Origin of the sequence: Allocatenococcus thiocycli, from assembly GCF_921292965.1 — a bacterium.
GTDB classification, from domain to species: Bacteria; Pseudomonadota; Gammaproteobacteria; order Enterobacterales; family Vibrionaceae; genus Vibrio; species Vibrio natriegens.
Genome location: NZ_CAKLCK010000045.1, coordinates 174,809 through 196,277 on the forward strand (window position 1 = coordinate 174,809; position 21,469 = coordinate 196,277).

The following is a 21,469-nucleotide window of genomic DNA, read 5'->3' on the forward strand; positions in this document are numbered from 1 at the left end:
AGCAGCCTATGTACGTGCTAGATAGCTGATAATTAGTTAAATTGCTCAACTTGTGGGCAAGATCGCTATCACTCTTGCCCACGTTATTCGAGTTCCTTTACTTAATCGGTGACCGCCTCAGAAAGTGTCTCAATGAGCTGCTCTCGCAACGCATTTTGTTGCTCTTCACTGAGTCTTCCGCCTGTACCGCTGGTGAGAATGAATAAGTCTTCCGCTCGTTCTCCGATAGTCGTAATTTTTGCGCCGTGAATATTAATATTCAAATCCGCAAAAGTACGCCCGACTTTGGCTAGTAAGCCCGGGGTATCTAACGCAACAAATTCCATTAAGGTGTGTTTCTTACCTCTGGTTGGTAAGAAATCCACTTTGGTTTTGACATTAAAGTGTTGGAGTTTATGCGGGGTGCGACGGGTCTTAATCTTTGTTGGCCTGCCGTCTTCTAACACATGAGTTAAGTGTTTGATCACCGCCGCATGGCGAGACTCATCGATTGCTTCACCGTGTTGGTCTAGAACAATGAAGGTATCGATGACATGTCCGTCTTTACTCGTCATGATCTGCGCGTCATGCACGTTGAAGTTACGTCTGTCCAGCTCAGCTACGACGGTCGCAAATAACGCTGGTTGGTCTTTGCTGTAAACGAAAACTTCAGTACCACCACGAGTGGCTTTTTTACTGATCAGCACTAATGGTTTGGTTAGATCGTCCATACGCAGTAAGTGCGCACAGTGCCACGCAATCTGAGTATGGGTGTGACGCAGGAAGTAATCGGCCTTGAAGCGTTGCCACAACACTTCTATCTCACGCGCTGAGAACCCTTCCTTGCGTAACATCGCTGATGCCATTTGTTGATTGTGGCGAATGCGTTCACGCACATCAACCGGGTTTTCCAGGCCTCGACGCAGAGCACGCTGTGTAGAGTAAAATAGCTCCGCAAGTAGGGTACGTTTCCAGGCGTTCCAGAGTTCTGGATTGGTCGCACTGATATCCGCGACTGTCAGACAAACCAAATATTCCAGTGACTCTTCATCACGAACCTTTTTGGCGAATTCAGTAATCACGTCCGGATCGTAGATGTCGCGTCGTTGAGCGGTAACGGACATTAGCAAGTGGTGTCTTACCAGCCAGCTGACGAGTTTCGCTTCTGGTTTAGAAAGCCCATGCTCTATACAGAAATCATACGCTTCTCCCTCACCAATCACCGAGTGATCGCCACCTCTTCCTTTACCAATGTCATGGAAAATTGCTGCAATGATCAGCAGCTCTTTCTTTTGCATGCGAGGGTAGATATCGCAACAAATTGGATGCTTCTCGTGATTCGCTGGGTCGTTAAACGTATGAATGTGCTTCAATAAACGGATGCTGTGCTCGTCAACGGTATAAGCGTGGAAAAGGTCAAACTGCATCTGGCCAACAATTTGGCTCCACTGCGGCAGATAAGCGGCCATGACGCCAAGTCGGTGCATCAAACTAAATGCTTTGTGCAATGCATTTGGGTGGCGGCACAACGCGATGAACTTTTCACGCGCAGCGGGGATGGTATGCAGGAACTTATTCAAGCGGCGGCGAGCGGTTCGCAACTGACGTAAAGTAGGGGGGCTGACCCCTTCAATAGTGGAGTCATTCGCGATGTGCAAGAACATATCGAGTATGGTTTCTGGTCGAGCCTGAAACAAAGCTGGCTTGCGGGCTTCAATCAATGAGCCGCGTCGCTGAAAATCGCCATCTAATATTTCAGCATTTTCAGTGATGCCACCATTGATGATCGCTTGGTCAAACAGCTTGAGCAACATTTTGTTCAGCTCTGCAACACGACGAAGGGTACGATAAAACTCCTTCATCATCATTTCGACCCCACGATTGCCCTCGCCAACGTAGCCAAGGCTCTCTGCAACTTGAGCTTGATGAGCGAAAGTCAGACGGTTGTCGTAGCGGCGTAATTCTAAGTGCAAAGCGAAACGAACACGCCACAAGAAATCCTGACACTCGACCAGCTCGCGGTACTCAGCATCGGTTAAAAAGCCGTAACGACTCATCTCGAGCAAAGAGGTAGCACCAAAGTGTCGGCGAGCAACCCAGCTAAGCGTATGAATATCGCGCAGGCCACCAGGTGTTGACTTGATATCAGGCTCTAGGTTGTAAGTGGTGTCGTGATAACGAGCGTGACGCTCTCTCTGTTCTTGTATTTTGGCACGATAAAAGGTTTCACTTGGCCAAAATGAGTCGGATAACACGACTTTTTTTAGCGCCTGGAAGGTGTCTTCGCTGCCGCACAGCAGCCTAGCTTCCTGAAGGTTGGTGGCGACAGTAAGGTCATGTCGACCAATTTCCGCACAGTCACTAACAGTTCGAACGGAGTGACCCACTTCCAGTTTGAGGTCCCATAAAAGCGTAATGAACTCGCTGATTTTTGCTTCTAGTGAAGTCGGTAATTTTTTATTTGAAAGAATCAGGATATCAATGTCAGATAATGGATGAAGCTCTCCGCGACCATAACCACCTACGGCGACCAAAGAGATATTGTAAATATCGTTGAAGCCAAAGTGTTGCCACAATCGCTTTAGAAGCAAATCCATGTACTCCGCTCGGGCGAGAACCAAGCTCGTAACTGGATGGTGATTAAGAAATTCTTGTTTTTGTTCTGAGCCAAATCTCTCTAGCTCTTGTTTTAGTTCCCCGATATTGATTTGTTCATCGGTAAACGTAAGAGGGGACTGAAGTGACATATTTGCTATCCGTGCAAGCTAAAACTATTAGCAATCTAACAAATTTGATGCAGATAAAAAATATCCCCGCGAGGGCGGGGATATGATTGAGTGAAATTATTACGCGTTTTTCATCAGGCGAGGAATGGTATCGTCGCTGCGAAGTGTCAGGACTTCACAACCTTCTTTCGTTACCACAATCGTGTGCTCGTATTGCGCTGAGTTTTTGCCATCACCTGTGTATACCGTCCAGTCATCTTGTGCATCGACACTACAACCAAACTTACCGGCGTTAATCATCGGCTCGATAGTGAAACACATGCCTTCTTTTAGGACACGACGATCTTTGTTCTTGTAGTGAACCACTTGTGGCTCTTCATGGAACTCATCACCAATGCCGTGACCACAGAAATCCTTCACAATAGAGAACTTGTTGCGAGGGTTGTTCTTATTGTTTTCTTTAATGTACTTTTCGATGGCCGTACCGATATCACCAACCGTAGCACCTGGCTTAACCTGACGCATGCCCACGTAAAGCGCTTCTTGCGTTACCATGCACAGACGTTTATTAGCAGGCGATACTTCACCAACCAGGAACATCTTCGACGTGTCACCGTGGTAACCTTGAGGGCGAACGCTCAGGTCTGCGTTTTCATCGTTAGGAACGATAACCGTAATGTCGACGTTAATAATGTCGCCATCTTTTAGTACTGCAGGTTTAAGTTGCCCGTTGCTGCCAACCTCATCTTGCTCGGCTGGAATGCCGTGACAGACGATGTGGTTGATAGACGTACAAATCGATTTAGGGAATCCATGGTAATCAAGTGGTGCCGAGTACGCGCCTTTTTCTAGTGCGTATTCATGACAAATTTTGTTGAGTTCTTCTGTCGTCACGCCGACCTTAATGTGCGGTTCGATCATCTCTAGAACGTCAGCGGCAAGCTTGCCCGCAATGCGCATGCGTTCGATTTCTTCAGCAGTTTTAATCTTGATTGACATTGGCTTTCTCTACTTATTCGTAAGCACGTAAACGTGCGAATGGCCGCATTCTAACAGACATCGGGCGATGAACCCAAGCCAGTTAAGAATATGAGTCATTCTTACTTGAAGTGTAGTAAGAGAATTAAGGCTGAGTAGGGAGGTATCGTGCCTAAAGTGAAAAGTATAAGAAACAATTTTTACTAGCCATCTTGAGCTAAAATATGATATAAAGCGCGCCGGAATAGAGGTCTGTTCTCTTTGCTTAGTCAAAGCTAAAGCAACGAAGCTGGTTTCATCCGACAAACTTTTATCTTTAAATCACACACATTCCGTCACATATTCCGGGGTGCTGAGCAGAAGCTTGGTCGGAGTTATGGGGGATGTGGAGGCCTAACCCCATAGAGGATTTTAAAATGGCAACTGTATCAATGCGCGATATGCTGAAAGCTGGTGTTCACTTCGGTCACCAAACTCGTTACTGGAACCCAAAAATGAAGCCATTCATCTTTGGCGCTCGTAACCGCGTTCACATCATCAACCTAGAAAAAACTGTACCAATGTTCAACGACGCTCTAGCTGAAATTGCTAAAGTTGGCGAGAAAAAAGGTAAAGTTCTTTTCGTAGGTACTAAGCGCGCTGCATCTGAAGCTGTTAAAGAAGCTGCTATCGCAAGCAACCAGTACTACGTGAACAACCGTTGGTTGGGCGGTATGCTAACTAACTACAAAACTGTTCGTCAGTCTATCAAGCGTCTAAAAGACCTAGAGACTCAGTCTCAAGACGGTACTTTCGACAAGCTAACTAAGAAAGAAGCTCTAATGCGCACTCGTGAAATGGAGAAGCTAGAGAAATCTCTTGGTGGTATCAAAGATATGGGCGGCCTACCAGACGCTCTATTCGTAATCGACGCTGATCACGAGCACATTGCAATTAAAGAAGCTAACAACCTAGGTATTCCAGTATACGCTGTGGTAGATACTAACTCTAACCCAGACGGCGTTGACTACGTTATCCCAGGTAACGACGACGCGATCCGCGCAGTACAGCTATACCTAAACGCTGCTGCTTCAGCAGTAACTGAAGGTCGTAACAAAGACGTTGCTGTAGTTGCTGAAAAAGACGGTTTCGTAGAAGCTGAATAATAGCGGCTCTAGCCACACTTGGTCTATGTGAAACCTTTGTGTAGCATAAACTAAGTTATAGTTAGTAATGGGGGCCAACAATGTTAGGCCCCTGTTTTTTACCTTATTTCGAATCAAACGAGGAATACAGAATGGCAACTGTAACTGCTGCTCTAGTTAAAGAACTTCGCGAGCGCACAGGCGCTGGCATGATGGAATGTAAGAAAGCGCTTGTAGAAGCAAACGCAGACATCGAACTAGCAATTGAAAACATGCGTAAATCAGGCGCAGCGAAAGCAGCTAAGAAAGCTGGTAACGTTGCTGCTGAAGGCGCAATCATCATCAAAGAAGAAAACGGCGTTGCTGTTCTTCTTGAAGTTAACTGCCAAACTGACTTCGTTGCTAAAGACGGTAACTTCACTGCATTCGCAGACGAAGTTGCAGCTGCAGCTCTAGCTTCAAAAGCTTCAGTTGAAGAACTACAAGCTCAATTCGAAGAAACTCGCGTAGCTCTAGTAGCTAAAATCGGTGAGAACATCAACATCCGTCGCGTACAGTACGTTGAAGGTGCTGCAATCGCTTCTTACCGTCACGGTGAGAAAATCGGTGTTGTTGTTGCTGGTGAAGGCGACGCAGAAACTCTTAAGCACGTTGCAATGCACGTTGCAGCTTCTAAGCCAGAGTACGTTAACCCAGAAGACGTACCAGCTGACGTAGTAGCTAAAGAGAAAGAAGTTCAAGTTGAAATCGCTATGAACGAAGGCAAGCCTGCTGAGATCGCAGAGAAGATGGTTGTTGGCCGCATGAAGAAATTCACTGGCGAAATCTCTCTAACTGGTCAAGCATTCATTATGGAACCTAAGAAAACTGTAGGTGAAATTCTGAAAGAAAAAGGCGCTTCAGTTGCTACATTCGTTCGCCTAGAAGTAGGTGAAGGTATCGAGAAAGCAGCAGAAATGAGCTTTGCTGAAGAAGTTGCTGCGGCTCAAAAAGGTTAATCCTTAGAGACTGCATAAAAATTAGACCGTAGCCTTGGCTGCGGTCTTTTTATGAGCAGTAGACGATTTGCCGTGATGAATAGCTATAAGCAAGCTTGTGGCTATCCATGACTGTTAATCAACAACTCTCTTTGGAAGGTAAACTCCATGACTACGAACCCTAAACCAGCGTATCAACGTATTCTATTAAAACTGAGTGGTGAAGCTCTTCAAGGTGAAGACGGTTTTGGTATTGATCCAGCGATCCTTGATCGTATGGCGCAAGAAGTTAAAGAACTTGTTGAACTAGGTGTTCAGGTTGGTGTAGTTATCGGTGGCGGTAACCTGTTCCGTGGTGCTGGTCTTGCAGAAGCTGGCATGAACCGTGTAGTGGGCGACCACATGGGTATGCTTGCTACAGTAATGAACGGCCTTGCAATGCGTGACGCTCTGCACCGTGCATACGTAAACGCGCGTGTAATGTCTGCAATTCCTCTTAAAGGCGTATGTGACGACTATAATTGGGCTGATGCGATTCGTGAACTTCGTCAAGGCCGCGTTGTTATCTTCTCTGCAGGTACAGGTAACCCATTCTTTACAACGGATTCAGCAGCGTGTCTACGTGGTATCGAAATTGAAGCAGACGTAGTTCTAAAAGCGACAAAAGTTGATGGTGTATTTACTGCTGACCCAGTAGCAAACCCAGACGCAGAGCTGTATGATAAGCTATCTTACGCAGAAGTTCTGGATAAAGAGCTTAAAGTAATGGATTTGGCTGCGTTCACACTTGCTCGTGACCACAAAATGCCTATCCGCGTATTTAACATGAACAAGCCAGGCGCACTACGTCGCGTGGTGATGGGTGAAGAAGAAGGCACGCTGATCAACTCTGACGCATAATTCTAGACGCCATCCAAGAAGTGTTGGATGGCGTATCGCTTTGCTCAACCCTTTTAAGCTTTCTTCAGGAAAGATGATATTTTTAAGGTGAAACCGTGATTAACGAAATCAAAAAAGACGCTCAAGAGCGCATGGACAAAAGCGTTGAAGCGCTAAAGAACAACCTTTCTAAAGTTCGTACTGGTCGTGCACACCCAAGCCTACTATCTGGTATCTCTGTTGAGTACTACGGTGCTGCTACTCCTCTTAACCAAATTGCGAACGTTGTAGCTGAAGACGCACGTACTCTAGCAATCACAGTTTTCGACAAAGAGCTAACTCAAAAAGTTGAAAAAGCGATCATGATGTCTGACCTTGGTCTAAACCCAATGTCTGCTGGTACTATCATTCGCGTTCCACTTCCACCGCTAACAGAAGAGCGTCGTAAAGACCTTGTTAAGATCGTTCGTGGTGAAGCTGAAGGTGGTCGTGTTGCAGTACGTAACATCCGTCGTGACGCAAACAACGATCTTAAAGCGCTTCTAAAAGACAAAGAAATCTCTGAAGACGAAGATCGTAAAGCACAAGACGAGATCCAAAAACTGACTGACGTAGCAGTTAAGAAGATCGACGAAGTTCTTGCTGCAAAAGAAAAAGAGTTGATGGAAGTTTAATACTCCCACTTACATCACTGTTGGAAAACGCTGTGCTCACAGCTCAGCGTTTTTTTATGTTAGTCTGTCCAACTGATGGAACTCAATTAACTCCTTATGCAAAATTCTCAAGCCTTCTCTGACTCCCTTCCTAAACATATTGCCATCATAATGGACGGTAATGGTCGTTGGGCTAAGTCCAAAGGAAAACCTCGTGTATTCGGCCACAAAAAAGGCGTAAGTGCGGTTCGTAAGACGGTCGCAGCGGCTTCTCGGCTTGGTATAAAATCCATGACGTTATTTGCTTTCAGCAGCGAAAACTGGCGTCGTCCCGAGGAAGAAGTTGGCCTATTGATGGAGCTGTTTATCTCAGTTCTGTCCAGTGAAGTAAAAAAATTACATAAAAACAACTTACAGTTGCGAGTGATCGGTGATACCAGCCGGTTTAGCGAGCGCCTGCAAAAGAAGATTATCGAAGCAGAAAAGCTAACGGCAGAAAACACTGGTATGGTGATCAACATTGCAGCCAATTATGGCGGCAAATGGGATATCACACAGGCAACCAAAGCGTTAGCACAAAAAGCACGTAATGGTGAAATACGTGTAGAGGATATAAATGAGCAATTAATCACCGAGCATTTGACCATGGCAGACTTACCTGAGGTGGATCTTCTTATCCGCACCAGTGGTGAGTGCCGCATTAGCAACTTCATGTTGTGGCAAATGGCATATGCTGAGATGTACTTTACACCAGAATACTGGCCAGAATTCGATGAAGACAGTCTGGTCGAAGCAGTAACCTGGTTTATTAACCGAGAGCGCCGTTTTGGCTGCACTGGTGAACAAGTAAAGGCATTGATGGCAGCTCAATAAGGACTAATTAGTTTGAAACAGAGAATAATAACGGCACTAATTTTAGCTCCCCTGGTTATTTTAGGCATTTTTAAGTTACCCCTGATGGGTTTTATCATCGCATTGACAGCGATAACCTTGTTAGGATTTTGGGAGTGGACCCAGTTTACAGGCAGTCGTTCTAGAATTGCAGCGCTTATTCCGGCTGCAATTGTTACCGGACTCAGTTTTTTTTACATCTCACCTGAGGCAAATAGTCTCAATCACTTATCAACGCCGCACTATGTTATGCTTGGACTTGGTTTCGTATGGTGGATTATTGCCAGCTTAATGGCGATCACCTACCCAAAAACCACTAAAACTTGGCAGAGTAGCCTTGTTCTAAGGCACATTTTTGGCTTCCTGACGTTAATTCCTTTTCTTTGGAGCGTCATTATCCTGAGAGCTTCCGATATCACGGTAGATCCATACCACGGCGCAAAGCTGGTTCTTTTCGTTTGTTTCTTGGTATGGGCTGCAGACAGCGGAGCTTACTTTGCTGGTAAAAGTATGGGTAAGCGCAAAATGGCGCCAAATGTTAGTCCAAATAAGACCATCGAGGGCTTAATTGGAGGCATCATTGCTGCTCTGCTCGTTGGTTGGTTATTCGCTGACTGGTTTGATATTCATTTCACGAGTTCAGTTCATATGGTGATCATCACGCTTATCACGGTTGTCATTTCCGTGCTTGGCGACTTGGTTGAAAGTATGTTCAAACGCGTCTCAGGCATTAAAGACAGCAGTAATATAATTCCAGGACACGGCGGCGTGCTTGATCGCATCGATAGCCTAACCGCTGCATTTCCCGTCTTTGCTCTTCTTTACTACGTATTCTAATTTATCGGGAGCGGCTTTACGCTCCTGAGTTTTTATAACGGTCTTACAACATGCAAAAGTTAACGATTCTTGGTGCAACAGGTTCTATAGGTGCAAGCACACTTAAAGTGGTCGAACAGAATCCAGAGCTATTTTCTGTCGTAGCACTTGCAGCCGGTACTAACGTTGAAAAGATGGTGGCACTTTGTCGTATATGGCAGCCTAAATACGCTGTTATGGCGGATAAGTCTGCGGCCACTGCGCTGAAGTCTGAACTCGATTCTTTAGCTCCGGGTACAGAGGTACTTGGTGGTGTTGACGCTCTTTGTCATGTTGCTTCATTAGATGAAGTCGATAGCGTAATGGCGGCGATTGTCGGTGCTGCTGGTTTATTGCCTACGATGGCCGCGGTAAAAGCAGGTAAACGAGTATTACTGGCGAACAAAGAAGCATTGGTCATGTCAGGGCAGCTATTCATTGATGCGGTTGAGCAGTATGGTGCAGAGTTGCTGCCTGTCGATAGCGAGCACAATGCTATTTTCCAGTGTCTTCCAGAGCAAGTTCAAACCAGTTTAGGTCGATGTCATCTAGATGAGCATGGAATTTCTCATATTTTACTGACAGGCTCTGGTGGGCCATTCCGTTATACTGACATTGCTGAGTTAGAAAAAGTCACGCCAGCACAGGCTATTGCACACCCTAATTGGTCAATGGGGCCAAAAATCTCGGTTGACTCTGCGACAATGATGAACAAAGGCTTAGAGTACATCGAAGCGAAATGGCTATTTAACGCATCACGCGAGCAGTTAAAAGTAATTATTCATCCGCAGTCAGTGATTCATTCTATGGTGCAGTATCGCGATGGCTCTGTTTTGGCTCAAATGGGTGAGCCAGATATGGCAACGCCAATTGCGCTGACCATGTCTTACCCGTCTCGCGTTCATGCAGGGGTTAAACCGCTGGATTTCACTCAGGTGGGTGAGCTGACTTTCTTGCAGCCTGACTTTGCGCGATACCCATGTTTGAAACTGGCGATTGATGCGTGTTACGAAGGTCAACATGCGACGACGGCACTTAATGCAGCGAATGAAGTCGCTGTTGATGCATTTCTAAATAATCGCCTTGGTTTTACTGACATAGCTCGCATCAATGGGTCTGTGTTGAATAAAATCAGTGCAAGCTGCAAAGCTGAGAATGTGAATAGCTTGGAAAGCTTGTTAGAGCTAGATAGAATGGCTAGAACTATCGCCCTTGAATTGATACGCGAGCGTGGCTAATGACTGGTATTTTGTGGAATCTCGTTTCTTTTATCGTTGCACTTGGCATTCTTGTGGCTGTGCACGAGTTTGGTCACTTTTGGGTTGCGCGTCGTTGCGGCGTTAAAGTTGAAAAGTTTTCAATCGGTTTTGGTAAGTCAATCTGGAAAAAGATGGGCAAAGACGGAACCGAATACAGCATCTCTATGATCCCTCTTGGCGGCTATGTCAAAATGGTGGATAGCCGTGTTGATGACGTTCCCCAACATGAAAAGCACTTAGCTTTTGATCAAAAGCCGCTTTGGAAGCGCACCTCGATTGTGGCTGCTGGCCCCATCTTTAACTTCTTATTTGCTATCTTTGCTTATTGGCTGGTTTTCCTCATTGGTGTACCCGCAGTTAAGCCTGTAGTGGGTGATGTTACGCCCAATTCGATTGTTGCTGAGGCAGGAATTGAATCTGGGATGGAACTAAAAGCAATCTCTGGTATCAAAACTCCGGACTGGGAATCAGTAAATATGGGATTGATTTCTCATATTGGTGATGATTTGATGACAGTTACCGTGGAAGCAAATGATGAAATCGGCTCTGAGGTGACAAAGACGCTCGACCTTCGTGATTGGCAATTTGATCCGGAAACAGAGTCTGCGATGCACTCTCTAGGTTTTGAACCGTATACACCGGAGATTTATACGACGATCCAGCAAGTTACAGAAGGTGGTGCTGCGGAGCTAGCCGGAGTAATGCCAGGAGACGAAATTGTTTCGATTGCTGGTAAGACGGTGGCCGTTTGGGATGATGTGGTAGAAGCAGTTCGCTCTAACCCAAACACACCAATCGAGTTGACCGTTCTACGTGACGGTTATCATCAGACATTAACGTTGACCCCGGGCAGTCGTGAGCTGGCTAACAAAGACGTCATTGGCTTCGCGGGCATTGCCCCTGAAGTCGCAGAATGGCCCGAAAGTTATCGCTTCGATTTACAGTTTGGTGTATTCGAATCAATTGGCAAAGCGATTGATAAAACGGGTCAAGTTGTCGGGCTGACTGTCAGTATGCTTAAAAAACTGATTGTCGGCGACGTTGGCCTGAATAATCTGAGTGGCCCTATTTCAATTGCGAAAGGGGCCGGGGCGACGGCAGACTATGGTCTGGTCTATTTTTTAGGTTTTCTCGCTCTAATTAGTGTTAACCTAGGTATTATTAACCTCGTACCTTTACCAATGTTGGATGGCGGTCACTTGTTGTTTTTTGCAATTGAAGCGGTTATTCGACGCCCAGTTCCAGAAAGAATACAGGAAATGGGATACCGAATTGGTGGTGCGATCATCTTCTCGCTCATGGCGTTAGCGCTATTTAATGATTTTACTCGTCTGTGAGAGTTCAGAGACAAAGCAGTAGCAAGGAATAATTAGAACAAGTATGGCGATTAAGCGAATTCTATTTGCAAGTTTACTGGCGACCAGTGTGTCTGCAAATGGAGCAGAGAACTTCGTAGTTCAAGATATTGAAATCGATGGATTGCAGCGTGTTGCACTAGGTGCTGCGTTGCTGAAAATGCCTGTCCGCGTCGGTGATACCATTGGCCAAGGCGATGTTGCAGAAATTATCCGCGCACTGTACGCATCTGGTAACTTTGAAGATGTGAGAGTACTGCGTGATGGTGAGGTGCTTGTTGTTCAAGTAAAAGAGCGTCCGACCATTGCTAGCATCTCATTTTCAGGTAACAAAGCAATCAAGGACGAGCAGCTACAAGAAAACCTGAACGCATCAGGTATTCGTGAAGGTGAAGCGCTTGACCGTACAACGCTAAGCAATATCGAAAAAGGCTTGGAAGATTTTTACTACAGCGTGGGTAAATATAACGCGACAGTAAAAGCGGTCGTTACTCCATTGCCTCGTAACCGTTCCGATCTGAAGTTTGTCTTCACCGAAGGTGTATCGGCAAAAATTCAGCAAATCAACTTTATTGGTAATGAAGTCTTTTCTGACGAAGAACTATTGTCCCGTTTCAACTTGAATGTTGACGTGCCTTGGTGGAATTTCCTAGCTGATGAAAAATACCAAAAGCAGGTACTTGCTGGTGATATCGAAGCGCTGAAGTCTTTCTATCTTGATCGTGGTTACCTGAAATTTAACGTTGATTCAACACAGGTAGCAATCTCTCCTGACAAGAAAGGGGTATACATTACTCTTGGCTTGGAAGAGGGAGAGGTTTACACCGTTAAGGACGTAAAATTCCGCGGTGACCTTGTAGGTGAACAAGATGCGTTCGAAAGCATGGTGCCATTTGAAAGCAACGAAACTTACAATGGTTCACTTGTCACTTCGATGGAAGAAGGCGTTAAGCGCGTTCTAGGTGAGTCTGGTTATGCGTATCCGCAGGTAAATACCATTCCTGAATTTGACGATGAAAACAAAGAAGTTTCATTGGTTGTAAACGTTGACCCGGGTAACCGAATTTATGTTCGTGATATTCGCTTTACGGGTAACAACGCGACAAAAGATGAAGTGCTTCGTCGTGAAATGCGTCAGATGGAAGGCAGCTGGTTAAATTCTAAGTCGATTGAAACGGGTAAAACTCGTCTTAACCGTCTTGGCTACTTTGAAAATGTTGAAGTACAAACCGTTCGTGTTCCAGGAAGTGATGATCAGGTAGATCTTGTTTACTCAGTGAAAGAAGCGAACTCAGGTAGTGTCAACTTTGGTGTTGGCTACGGTACTGAATCTGGTGTCAGCTTCCAGGTTGGTCTACAGCAGGACAACTTCTTAGGCAGTGGTAATCGCGTTGGTATTAATGCCATGATGAACGATTACCAAAAGAACATCAGCTTAGATTACCGCGACCCATACTGGAACCTCGATGGGGTAAGTTTGGGTGGTAAGATCTTCTACGATGAGTTTGAAGCCTCTGAAGCGGGTATCGTTGACTACACCAACCAAAGTTACGGTGGTAGCCTGACATGGGGTTTCCCATTCGATGAGCTAAACCGCTTTGAGTTTGGTGTTGGCTACACGCACAACAAGATCGGTAACTTATCACCTTACTTACAGGTAGAGCAGTTCTTGCGTGCGCAAGCGGACAATATTGATTCAGATGGTTCATTGAACACTAACGATTTTGACATCAATATCTCCTGGACACGCAATAACCTGAACCGTGGTTACTTCCCGACGGCAGGTAATCACCAACGCGCGTTTTACAAAATGACGGTACCTGGCTCTGATGTTCAGTACTTCAAAATGCAGTACGATGTTCGTCAATACATGCCTTTGACCGAAAAACACGAGTTCACGCTCTTGTTCCGTGGTCGCCTAGGTTATGGTAATGGCTACGGTGAAACGAATGGTAACGATAATTTGTTCCCATTCTACGAAAACTACTACGCAGGTGGCTTTACATCGCTACGTGGTTTCGGCTCCAACTCGGTTGGTCCTAAAGCGGTATACCGTGATTACTCGGGCTCAAACAATGGTGCTGATACGGCAACAGACGATGCTGTAGGTGGTAACGCCGTCGCATTGGCAAGCCTGGAACTTATTGTTCCAACGCCGTTCGCATCGGATGAAGTTCGTAATCAAATTCGTACCAGTATCTTCTTCGATATGGCAAGTGTCTGGGATACGGAATTTGACTACCGCGACTCAGGTGCGGAGTATGGTGATAAATACTATTACGACTACTCAGATCCAACCAATTACCGCTCATCTTATGGTGCGGCGTTGCAATGGATGTCTCCAATGGGGCCTCTAGTATTCTCACTAGCGAAACCAATTAAGAAATATGATGGCGATGATGAAGAATTCTTCACCTTCACTATCGGTCGAACCTTCTAAAGAGGAAAATATTTTGAATAAAATGATCAAAGCGGCTGGGATTGGCCTTCTTGTACTTAGCTCATCAATGTTTGCAAACGCGGCAGAAGCGGCACAAAAAATTGCATACGTGAATACCGCTCAAGTTTTTCAAGCACTTCCTCAGCGTGAAGTTGTTTTGCAAAAAATGCAGAAAGACTTTAAAGGTAAAGCCGACGAACTTAAGAAAATTCAATCTCAAGCAAAAACGAAGATTGAAAAGCTACAGCGTGATGGCGAGCTTCTAGGTCAGGACGAGATTGAAAAGCTACGTATCGATATCGCAAAACTAGACAGTGAGTACAAAGTTAAAGCGCAAGCACTAGATAAAGCAAGTGCTCGTCGTGAAGCGGAAGAAAAAGCGAAGCTGTTTAAAACGATTCAAGATGCCGTGACAAAAGTTGCGAAGAACAAAGGTTACGATCTCGTTATTGATATCTCTGCACTTCAATACGGTAAGCCAGAATACAACATCTCTGAAGACGTAATTAAAGCTCTAAAATAAGAAGTTATGAAGACATTAACATTAGCCGAGTTGGCAACAATTACTGGTGGCGAATTATTTGGTGATGACACGCTTGTTGTTAGCCGTGTCGCTCCAATGGATAAAGCACAAGAAGGTGATGTGACCTTTTTGTCTAACCCAAAGTATGCAAAGCACTTATCTGAGTGCCAAGCAACGGTTGTGATGGTAAAAGCAGAGCATAAAGACAAATGTTCAGGTAATGCACTTGTTGTTGCGGATCCTTACGTTGCTTTTGCGCACGTTGTTCAGGCAATGGACACAACCCCACAACCTGCACAAGATATTGCGCCAAGTGCCGTGATCGCATCTGACGTCAAGATGGGTGATAACGTTGCAATTGGGGCAAACGCTGTCATTGAAACGGGTGTAGAACTTGGCGACAACGTGATTGTTGGTGCAGGTTGCTTTATCGGTAAAAATGCCAAGCTGGGTAATAACACCAAGCTTTGGGCTAATGTGACTATCTATCATGAAGTTTCTCTGGGCGATAATTGTTTGGTTCAATCAGGCACAGTGATCGGCTCTGACGGTTTTGGTTATGCGAATGACAAAGGCGAGTGGATTAAAATCCCTCAACTTGGATCTGTGCGTATCGGAAACCGTGTTGAGATCGGCGCATGTACGACAATTGATCGTGGTGCATTAGAAGATACGGTTATTGAAGACAACGTGATTCTTGATAACCAGCTTCAAATCGCGCACAACGTTCACATCGGATATGGTACCGTGATGCCTGGTGGTACTATTGTGGCGGGCAGTACTACAATTGGTAAGTACTGTCAGATCGGCGGCGCGTCGGTTCTTAATGGCCACATCACCATTGCAGATGGTGTCGCTATCACCGGTATGAGCATGGTCATGCGCAGTATCGAAGAAAAAGGCCTTTATTCATCGGGTATTCCACTACAGACGAACAAAGAATGGCGTAAAACCGCAACTCGAGTTCACCGTATTGATGAAATGAATAAACGCTTGAAAGCCGTTGAGAAACTGCTAGAGCCAAAAGAAGAATCTTAGTTCCATATTCTGAGCAAAGACTCGCGAAATGCGAGTCTTTTTCTTCTATAATGACGCGCTATTAGTATATTGAATATCAATCACAGTAAGTAAGTGGTCAGAAATAGCGTATTAACAAGCTAGAATGAACAGCTGTTTACTACGATTGATATAACATCAAGCTGGTATACACTTTGCAGGCATTTTAATTTTTTGCGGCTATTGCCGCTGCCGTGCCATCTTGGTTATAGAGAATTTATATAGGAATACGACTTTGACTACTGAAAAGAAAACGATGAACATCTCTGAGATTCAAGAGCTTTTACCTCATCGCTACCCATTCTTATTGATCGACCGTGTGACTGACTTCCAAGAAGAGAAATACCTTCACGCGCTTAAAAATGTGTCGGTTAACGAACCTCAGTTCACAGGTCACTTTCCTCAACTACCCGTATTCCCAGGTGTTTTGATTCTTGAAGCGATGGCTCAGGCTACGGGTCTATTGGCATTTAAATCATTTGGTGCACCAACAGAGAATGAACTGTACTACTTTGCTAGTGTAGATGGCGCGAAATTCCGCAAACCAGTCGTTCCAGGTGACCAGTTGGTGATTGAAGTTGAATTTCTGAAAGAGCGCCGTGGTATTGCTGCATTTCGTGGTGTAGCGAAAGTAGACGGCGAAGTAGTATGTTCAGCTGAGCTGAAGTGTGCTCGTCGAGAGTTTTAATATGATTCATGAAACCGCTAAAATCCACCCGGCAGCGGTGGTAGAAGAAGGTGCCAAAATTGGCGCTAATGTGACCGTCGGGCCATTCACCTACATTACCTCAACGGTAGAAATTGGTGATGGCACAGAAGTCATGTCTCACGTTGTAATCAAAGGTCATACCAAAATTGGTAAAGATAACCGTATTTTCCCGCACGCTGTCATTGGTGAAGAAAACCAGGACAAGAAATACGGCGGCGAAGAGACAACAGTGGTTATCGGTGACCGAAATGTGATTCGCGAAGCGGTTCAGGTTCATCGTGGTACTGTTCAAGATAAAGCAACCACAGTGATCGGCGACGATAACCTTCTGTGTGTGAATGCTCATATTGCGCACGACGTTGTTGTAGGAAATCACACTCACATCGGTAACAACTCGATTCTGGGTGGCCACGTGACGGTAGATGACTACGCTGGCGTAATGGCGCTTTCTGCGATTCACCCATTCTGTACAGTCGGCGCTTATGCTTATGTTGGAGGTTGTTCTGCGGTTGTTCAGGACGTTCCTGCGTATGTGCTTGCGCAAGGTAACCACGCTACGCCATTTGGCTTGAACTTAGTTGGGCTAAAGCGTAACGGTTTCGAGAAGCCAGAAATTCGTGCTCTTCAAAAGGCGTACAAAGAAATTTACCGTTCAGGTAAAACGCTGGAAGAAGTGAAGCCAGTTTTGGCTGAAATGGCGCAAGAGTTTCCTGCAGTGAAGCGTTTCTCTGACATTCTGGAAACCACGGAACGTGGTATCATTCGTTAATTCACGGATGTTCAAATAAATTGAAAAGATCGCGCCCCTAATTGGGCTGCGATCTTTTTGTGTTTTATGGATAGGGAATTACCTTATCCATAGTACATAGAGCGGGAACGATATGGAAAAACCATTACGTATTGGCATCATTGCCGGAGAACTTTCTGGTGACACTCTGGGCGAAGGCTTTATTAAAGCTGTGAAAGCGCAGTATCCAAACGCCGAGTTTGTCGGTATTGGTGGTCCTAAAATGATTGTCCAAGGCTGTGAATCCCTCTTCGATATGGAAGAGTTGGCTGTAATGGGTTTGGTTGAAGTCCTAGGTCGCTTGCCTCGCTTACTAAAAGTGAAAGCAGAATTAGTGAAGTACTTCACTGAAAATCCACCAGACGTCTTTATCGGTATTGATGCACCGGATTTCAACTTACGACTTGAGTTGGATCTGAAACAAGCGGGCATTAAAACGGTTCATTATGTCAGCCCTTCCGTTTGGGCCTGGCGTCAAAAGCGTATCTTTAAGATTGAAGCTGCGACGAATCTGGTTTTGGCCTTTCTTCCGTTCGAAAAAGCGTTTTACGATAAGTTTAATGTGCCATGTGAATTCATTGGTCACACGCTTGCCGACGCTATTCCACTGCGCTCAGAGCAAGCACCGGCAAGAGAGCTGCTGGGTTTAGAGCAAGATAAAAAATGGTTAGCCGTACTGCCTGGTAGCCGTGGTAGTGAATTAAAAATGCTATCACAGCCGTTTATTGAAACCTGTAAATTGCTGCATCAGAAATACCCGGACTTGAGATTTGTCGTGGCTCTGGTCAACCAAAAACGTCGTGAGCAGTTTGAGCAAGCTTGGAAAGAGCATGCGCCTGAGCTGAATTTTACGCTGGTGGATGATACTGCACGTAACGTGATAACTGCTTCAGATGCGGTCATGTTGGCATCAGGCACCGTTGCATTGGAGTGCATGCTTCTAAAACGTCCTATGGTGGTTGGTTATCGTGTTAATGCGTTAACGGCGTTTTTAGCTAAACGTCTGCTGAAGACCAAGTATGTGTCATTACCTAACATACTTGCTGATGACGAACTGGTAAAAGAATATTTACAGGATGAATGCACGCCAGAGAACCTGTTCGAAGAAGTCTCTCGTCTATTGGAAAGCGATAATAGAGAAATGATCGACAAGTTTACTGAAATGCATCACTGGATCCGCAAAGATGCTGATCAACAAGCCGCAAGCGCGGTATTAGAACTGATTAAGAAATAGAGAACCACATGGTTGCGAAAGCTAAGTCTACCAAAACCAAGACGACAAAAACAAAGGTCGAATTGCCACCGTTTGAAACGCCACAAGGCTATCAGCTTATCGCTGGTGTCGACGAAGTAGGGCGTGGCCCTTTAGTCGGGGATGTCGTGACCGCCGCGGTTATTTTAGATCCGAGTAACCCGATCGAAGGGTTAAATGACTCCAAAAAGCTTAGCGAGAAAAAGCGCTTAGCTTTGCTTCCGGAAATCAAAGAAAAAGCGCTCGCTTGGGCGGTGGGTCGTTGTTCGCCACAAGAAATTGATGAGTTAAATATTCTTCAAGCGACCATGGTGGCAATGCAACGTGCGATTGCTGGCTTAAATGTTCAGCCAGATCTTGTGCTTATTGATGGCAACCGTTGTCCTGAGTTGCCAATGGATGCACAAGCGGTGGTCAAAGGTGACCTGCGAGTCGCTGAGATTAGCGCTGCGTCTATCATTGCTAAAGTCGTACGTGATACAGAAATGGAAGAGCTCGACAAACAATACCCTCAATTTGGCTTTGCAAAGCACAAAGGGTATCCAACTAAAGCGCACTTTGATGCAATAGAGCAACATGGTGTGATTGATGAACATCGCAAGAGCTTCAAGCCGGTAAAGAGAGCACTCGGCATAGAATGCTAAATTAATTGGATGGGTGTTATAAACCCGACTCCCTTTAGGTTAGAATCCCAAACAAAATAGAGTTACACGGTACCTGTTAATGTCAGATCCCAAGTTCATTCACCTTCGAGTTCACAGTGATTTTTCGATGGTGGATGGTATCAGCAAAGTTCCACCGATAGTTAAGAAAGTCGCCGAGCTTGGCATGCCTGCAATGGCATTGACCGATTTCACTAACCTGTGTGGTTTGGTGAAGTTTTACGGCACAGCACATGGCTGCGGTGTAAAACCGATCATCGGTGCAGATTTCAAAATGCAATCTGACGAGTTCGGCGAGGAGCTGACACAGCTAACAGTACTGGCAGCCGATAATATCGGTTACAAAAATCTGACGCTGCTTATCTCCAAAGCGTATTTACGTGGTCATATCCAGCATCAGCCAGTGATTGATAAGTCTTGGTTAGCCGAGATGTCAGAAGGGTTAATCGTCCTTTCTGGCGGTAAAAATGGTGATATCGGCAAAGCGTTGCTCAAAGGTAACCGTAACTTAGTCCAGAGCTGTGTAGAATTTTACAAACAGCACTTTCCAGATCGTTATTACCTAGAATTACTCCGTACTGGCCGTCCGGATGAAGAAACCTACTTGCACTTCGCCGTTGAACTGGCAGAGCAAGTGGATCTGCCTGTTGTTGCAACAAACGAAGTGGTCTTCCTTAGTTCTGATTTGTTTGATGCCCATGAGATTCGCGTAGCGATCCATGATGGCTACACATTAGAAGATCCTCGCAGACCAAAAAATTACAGCCCACAGCAATACCTCCGCAGTGAGGAGGAAATGTGTGAGCTGTTTGCGGATATTCCTGAAGCACTGGAAAACAGTGTTGAGATAGCCAAGCGTTGTAACGTCACCGTTCGTTTGGGTGAGTACTTCCTGCCTGCGTTCCCAACGGAGGGAATGAAAGAGACTGAATTCTTGGTCATGAAGTCTCGCGAAGGTCTGGAAGAGCGTCTGGAGTTCCTGTTTCCGGATGAAGAAGAACGTAAAAAGCGTCGTCCTGAATATGATGAACGTTTGCAAATCGAGCTGGACGTTATCAACCAGATGGGCTTCCCGGGATACTTCCTGATCGTAATGGAGTTCATCCAGTGGTCGAAAGACAATGATATTCCTGTAGGTCCAGGGCGTGGTTCGGGTGCGGGCTCTCTGGTGGCATACGCACTGAAAATCACAGACCTTGACCCACTAGAATATGATCTTCTCTTCGAACGTTTCTTGAACCCAGAACGTGTATCCATGCCCGATTTCGATGTCGACTTCTGTATGGATAAACGAGACCAGGTGATTGATCACGTAGCAGAAATGTACGGGCGCGATGCGGTATCTCAGATCATTACCTTTGGTACTATGGCTGCCAAAGCGGTAATTCGTGATGTGGGCCGCGTGCTTGGTCATCCGTTTGGTTTTGTCGACCGAATCTCGAAGCTTATCCCGCCAGATCCTGGTATGACGCTGGATAAAGCATTCAAAGCCGAGCCAGCACTTCCTGAGCTCTATGAGGCAGATGAAGAAGTTAAAGAACTCATCGACATGTGCCACATCTTGGAAGGTTGTACGCGAAACGCAGGTAAGCACGCGGGTGGTGTGGTTATTTCACCAACCACGATTACGGATTTCGCGCCAATTTATGCGGATTCAGAAGGTCATTTCCCGGTAACACAGTTTGATAAGAACGACGTTGAAACTGCGGGTTTGGTTAAGTTTGACTTCCTTGGTCTTCGTACACTGACCATTATTGACTGGGCGCTTGGGTTGATTAACCCGCGTTTAGAACGTGAAGGTAAAGCGCCGGTTCGTATAGAATCTATCCCGCTTGATGATCAGGCGTCGTTCCGCTTGTTACAAAACTCAGAAACCACCGCCGTATTCCAGTTGGAATCGCGTGGGATGAAAGAGCTTATCAAGCGACTTCAGCCCGACTGTTTTGAAGACATTATCGCACTGGTGGCACTTTTCCGTCCGGGTCCATTGCAATCAGGCATGGTAGATAACTTTATTGACCGTAAACACGGTCGGGAAGCGATCTCTTACCCTGATGAAAAGTGGCAACACGAGTCATTAAAAGAAATTCTCGATCCGACTTACGGCATTATCCTGTATCAGGAACAGGTAATGCAGATCGCGCAGGTACTGTCTGGCTACACGCTTGGTGGCGCGGACATGCTTCGTCGTGCGATGGGTAAGAAGAAGCCGGAAGAGATGGCCAAGCAGCGTGCTACCTTCGAGGAAGGCGCGGTGAAGAATGGCGTCGACGGCGAGTTGGCGATGAAAATCTTCGACTTGGTAGAAAAGTTCGCTGGCTACGGCTTTAACAAATCGCACTCTGCCGCATACGCATTGGTTTC

At 45.7% G+C, this 21,469-nt stretch carries 18 protein-coding genes; 16 read left to right on the forward strand and 2 right to left on the reverse strand.

Translation table 11 applies throughout. The features are described 5' to 3' along the window. Window positions 1-101: 101 nt before the first annotated feature. Window positions 102-2,726, reverse strand: a complete 2,625-nt coding sequence (gene glnD / locus L9Q40_RS19250) for a bifunctional uridylyltransferase/uridylyl-removing protein GlnD (RefSeq protein ID WP_498794244.1) — start codon at window positions 2,724-2,726, stop codon at window positions 102-104. Window positions 2,727-2,825: 99 nt separating this feature from the next. Beyond that, entirely contained in the window at window positions 2,826-3,704 is an 879-nt protein-coding gene (map, locus tag L9Q40_RS19255; RefSeq protein ID WP_014232765.1) for a type I methionyl aminopeptidase, read from the reverse strand. Window positions 3,705-4,099: 395 nt separating this feature from the next. Between map and rpsB the strand changes: the two genes are divergently transcribed. The 16 genes from rpsB to dnaE form a co-directional block, all read left to right on the forward strand. Then, window positions 4,100-4,828, forward strand: coding sequence for a 30S ribosomal protein S2 (rpsB, locus tag L9Q40_RS19260; RefSeq protein ID WP_014232764.1), 729 nt, complete (start codon window positions 4,100-4,102; stop codon window positions 4,826-4,828). Window positions 4,829-4,959: 131 nt separating this feature from the next. Next, window positions 4,960-5,805 carry a translation elongation factor Ts gene (gene tsf / locus L9Q40_RS19265; RefSeq protein WP_329350547.1) on the forward strand — a complete coding sequence of 282 codons (846 nt, stop codon included), beginning with the start codon at window positions 4,960-4,962 and terminating at the stop codon, window positions 5,803-5,805. A 147-nt stretch (window positions 5,806-5,952) separates the two neighbouring features. Next, complete coding sequence (gene pyrH / locus L9Q40_RS19270) at window positions 5,953-6,684, forward strand: UMP kinase (RefSeq protein ID WP_005494271.1); 732 nt, start codon at window positions 5,953-5,955, stop codon at window positions 6,682-6,684. Window positions 6,685-6,779: 95 nt separating this feature from the next. Next, window positions 6,780-7,337, forward strand: coding sequence for a ribosome recycling factor (frr, locus tag L9Q40_RS19275; protein ID WP_014232762.1), 558 nt, complete (start codon window positions 6,780-6,782; stop codon window positions 7,335-7,337). Between the two features lie 96 nt (window positions 7,338-7,433). Then, window positions 7,434-8,189 carry an undecaprenyl pyrophosphate synthase gene (uppS, locus tag L9Q40_RS19280; protein ID WP_014232761.1) on the forward strand — a complete coding sequence of 252 codons (756 nt, stop codon included), beginning with the start codon at window positions 7,434-7,436 and terminating at the stop codon, window positions 8,187-8,189. A gap of 12 nt (window positions 8,190-8,201) precedes the next feature. Then, the gene (locus L9Q40_RS19285; RefSeq protein WP_041170259.1) at window positions 8,202-9,044 is read left to right on the forward strand and encodes a phosphatidate cytidylyltransferase; all 843 of its coding nucleotides are present in this window, start codon (window positions 8,202-8,204) and stop codon (window positions 9,042-9,044) included. Window positions 9,045-9,094: 50 nt separating this feature from the next. Continuing rightward, window positions 9,095-10,300 (forward strand): 1-deoxy-D-xylulose-5-phosphate reductoisomerase, encoded by a 1,206-nt coding sequence (gene ispC, locus L9Q40_RS19290; RefSeq protein ID WP_498794245.1) that lies wholly within the window; start codon window positions 9,095-9,097, stop codon window positions 10,298-10,300. Beyond that, window positions 10,300-11,658, forward strand: coding sequence for a sigma E protease regulator RseP (gene rseP / locus L9Q40_RS19295; RefSeq protein ID WP_498794246.1), 1,359 nt, complete (start codon window positions 10,300-10,302; stop codon window positions 11,656-11,658). The genes ispC and rseP overlap by 1 nt, the downstream gene beginning before the upstream one ends. Before the next feature lie 43 nt (window positions 11,659-11,701). Next, window positions 11,702-14,116, forward strand: a complete 2,415-nt coding sequence (gene bamA, locus L9Q40_RS19300; RefSeq protein ID WP_243974400.1) for an outer membrane protein assembly factor BamA — start codon at window positions 11,702-11,704, stop codon at window positions 14,114-14,116. Between the two features lie 13 nt (window positions 14,117-14,129). Further along, window positions 14,130-14,639, forward strand: coding sequence for an OmpH family outer membrane protein (locus L9Q40_RS19305; RefSeq protein WP_014232756.1), 510 nt, complete (start codon window positions 14,130-14,132; stop codon window positions 14,637-14,639). 6 nt (window positions 14,640-14,645) lie between these two features. After that, complete coding sequence (gene lpxD, locus L9Q40_RS19310; RefSeq protein WP_498794247.1) at window positions 14,646-15,677, forward strand: UDP-3-O-(3-hydroxymyristoyl)glucosamine N-acyltransferase; 1,032 nt, start codon at window positions 14,646-14,648, stop codon at window positions 15,675-15,677. A gap of 253 nt (window positions 15,678-15,930) precedes the next feature. After that, window positions 15,931-16,383: a 3-hydroxyacyl-ACP dehydratase FabZ gene (gene fabZ / locus L9Q40_RS19315; protein WP_014232754.1), complete on the forward strand. Its 453-nt coding sequence runs from the start codon at window positions 15,931-15,933 to the stop codon at window positions 16,381-16,383. 1 nt (window position 16,384) lies between these two features. After that, window positions 16,385-17,173 (forward strand): acyl-ACP--UDP-N-acetylglucosamine O-acyltransferase, encoded by a 789-nt coding sequence (gene lpxA / locus L9Q40_RS19320; protein ID WP_020335139.1) that lies wholly within the window; start codon window positions 16,385-16,387, stop codon window positions 17,171-17,173. A 112-nt stretch (window positions 17,174-17,285) separates the two neighbouring features. Beyond that, the gene (gene lpxB, locus L9Q40_RS19325) at window positions 17,286-18,425 is read left to right on the forward strand and encodes a lipid-A-disaccharide synthase (protein WP_498794248.1); all 1,140 of its coding nucleotides are present in this window, start codon (window positions 17,286-17,288) and stop codon (window positions 18,423-18,425) included. An 8-nt stretch (window positions 18,426-18,433) separates the two neighbouring features. After that, window positions 18,434-19,087: a ribonuclease HII gene (gene rnhB, locus L9Q40_RS19330; RefSeq protein WP_020335137.1), complete on the forward strand. Its 654-nt coding sequence runs from the start codon at window positions 18,434-18,436 to the stop codon at window positions 19,085-19,087. Window positions 19,088-19,166: 79 nt separating this feature from the next. Continuing rightward, window positions 19,167-21,469 (forward strand): DNA polymerase III subunit alpha (gene dnaE, locus L9Q40_RS19335; protein ID WP_498794249.1); only part of this gene is annotated, 2,303 nt, incomplete at its 3' end.

Bases quoted from the DNA above. Each gene is read 5' to 3' on its own strand.
- lpxD (WP_498794247.1), top strand. From the start codon at position 14,646: ATGAAGACATTAACATTAGCCGAGTTGGCAACAATTACTGGTGGCGAA.
- lpxA (WP_020335139.1), top strand. From the start codon at position 16,385: ATGATTCATGAAACCGCTAAAATCCACCCGGCAGCGGTGGTAGAAGAA.
- rpsB (WP_014232764.1), top strand. From the start codon at position 4,100: ATGGCAACTGTATCAATGCGCGATATGCTGAAAGCTGGTGTTCACTTC.
- uppS (WP_014232761.1), top strand. From the start codon at position 7,434: ATGCAAAATTCTCAAGCCTTCTCTGACTCCCTTCCTAAACATATTGCC.
- lpxB (WP_498794248.1), top strand. From the start codon at position 17,286: ATGGAAAAACCATTACGTATTGGCATCATTGCCGGAGAACTTTCTGGT.
- rnhB (WP_020335137.1), top strand. From the start codon at position 18,434: ATGGTTGCGAAAGCTAAGTCTACCAAAACCAAGACGACAAAAACAAAG.
- pyrH (WP_005494271.1), top strand. From the start codon at position 5,953: ATGACTACGAACCCTAAACCAGCGTATCAACGTATTCTATTAAAACTG.
- rseP (WP_498794246.1), top strand. From the start codon at position 10,300: ATGACTGGTATTTTGTGGAATCTCGTTTCTTTTATCGTTGCACTTGGC.
- map (WP_014232765.1), bottom strand. From the start codon at position 3,704: ATGTCAATCAAGATTAAAACTGCTGAAGAAATCGAACGCATGCGCATT.
- tsf (WP_329350547.1), top strand. From the start codon at position 4,960: ATGGCAACTGTAACTGCTGCTCTAGTTAAAGAACTTCGCGAGCGCACA.
- ispC (WP_498794245.1), top strand. From the start codon at position 9,095: ATGCAAAAGTTAACGATTCTTGGTGCAACAGGTTCTATAGGTGCAAGC.
- bamA (WP_243974400.1), top strand. From the start codon at position 11,702: ATGGCGATTAAGCGAATTCTATTTGCAAGTTTACTGGCGACCAGTGTG.
- glnD (WP_498794244.1), bottom strand. From the start codon at position 2,726: ATGTCACTTCAGTCCCCTCTTACGTTTACCGATGAACAAATCAATATC.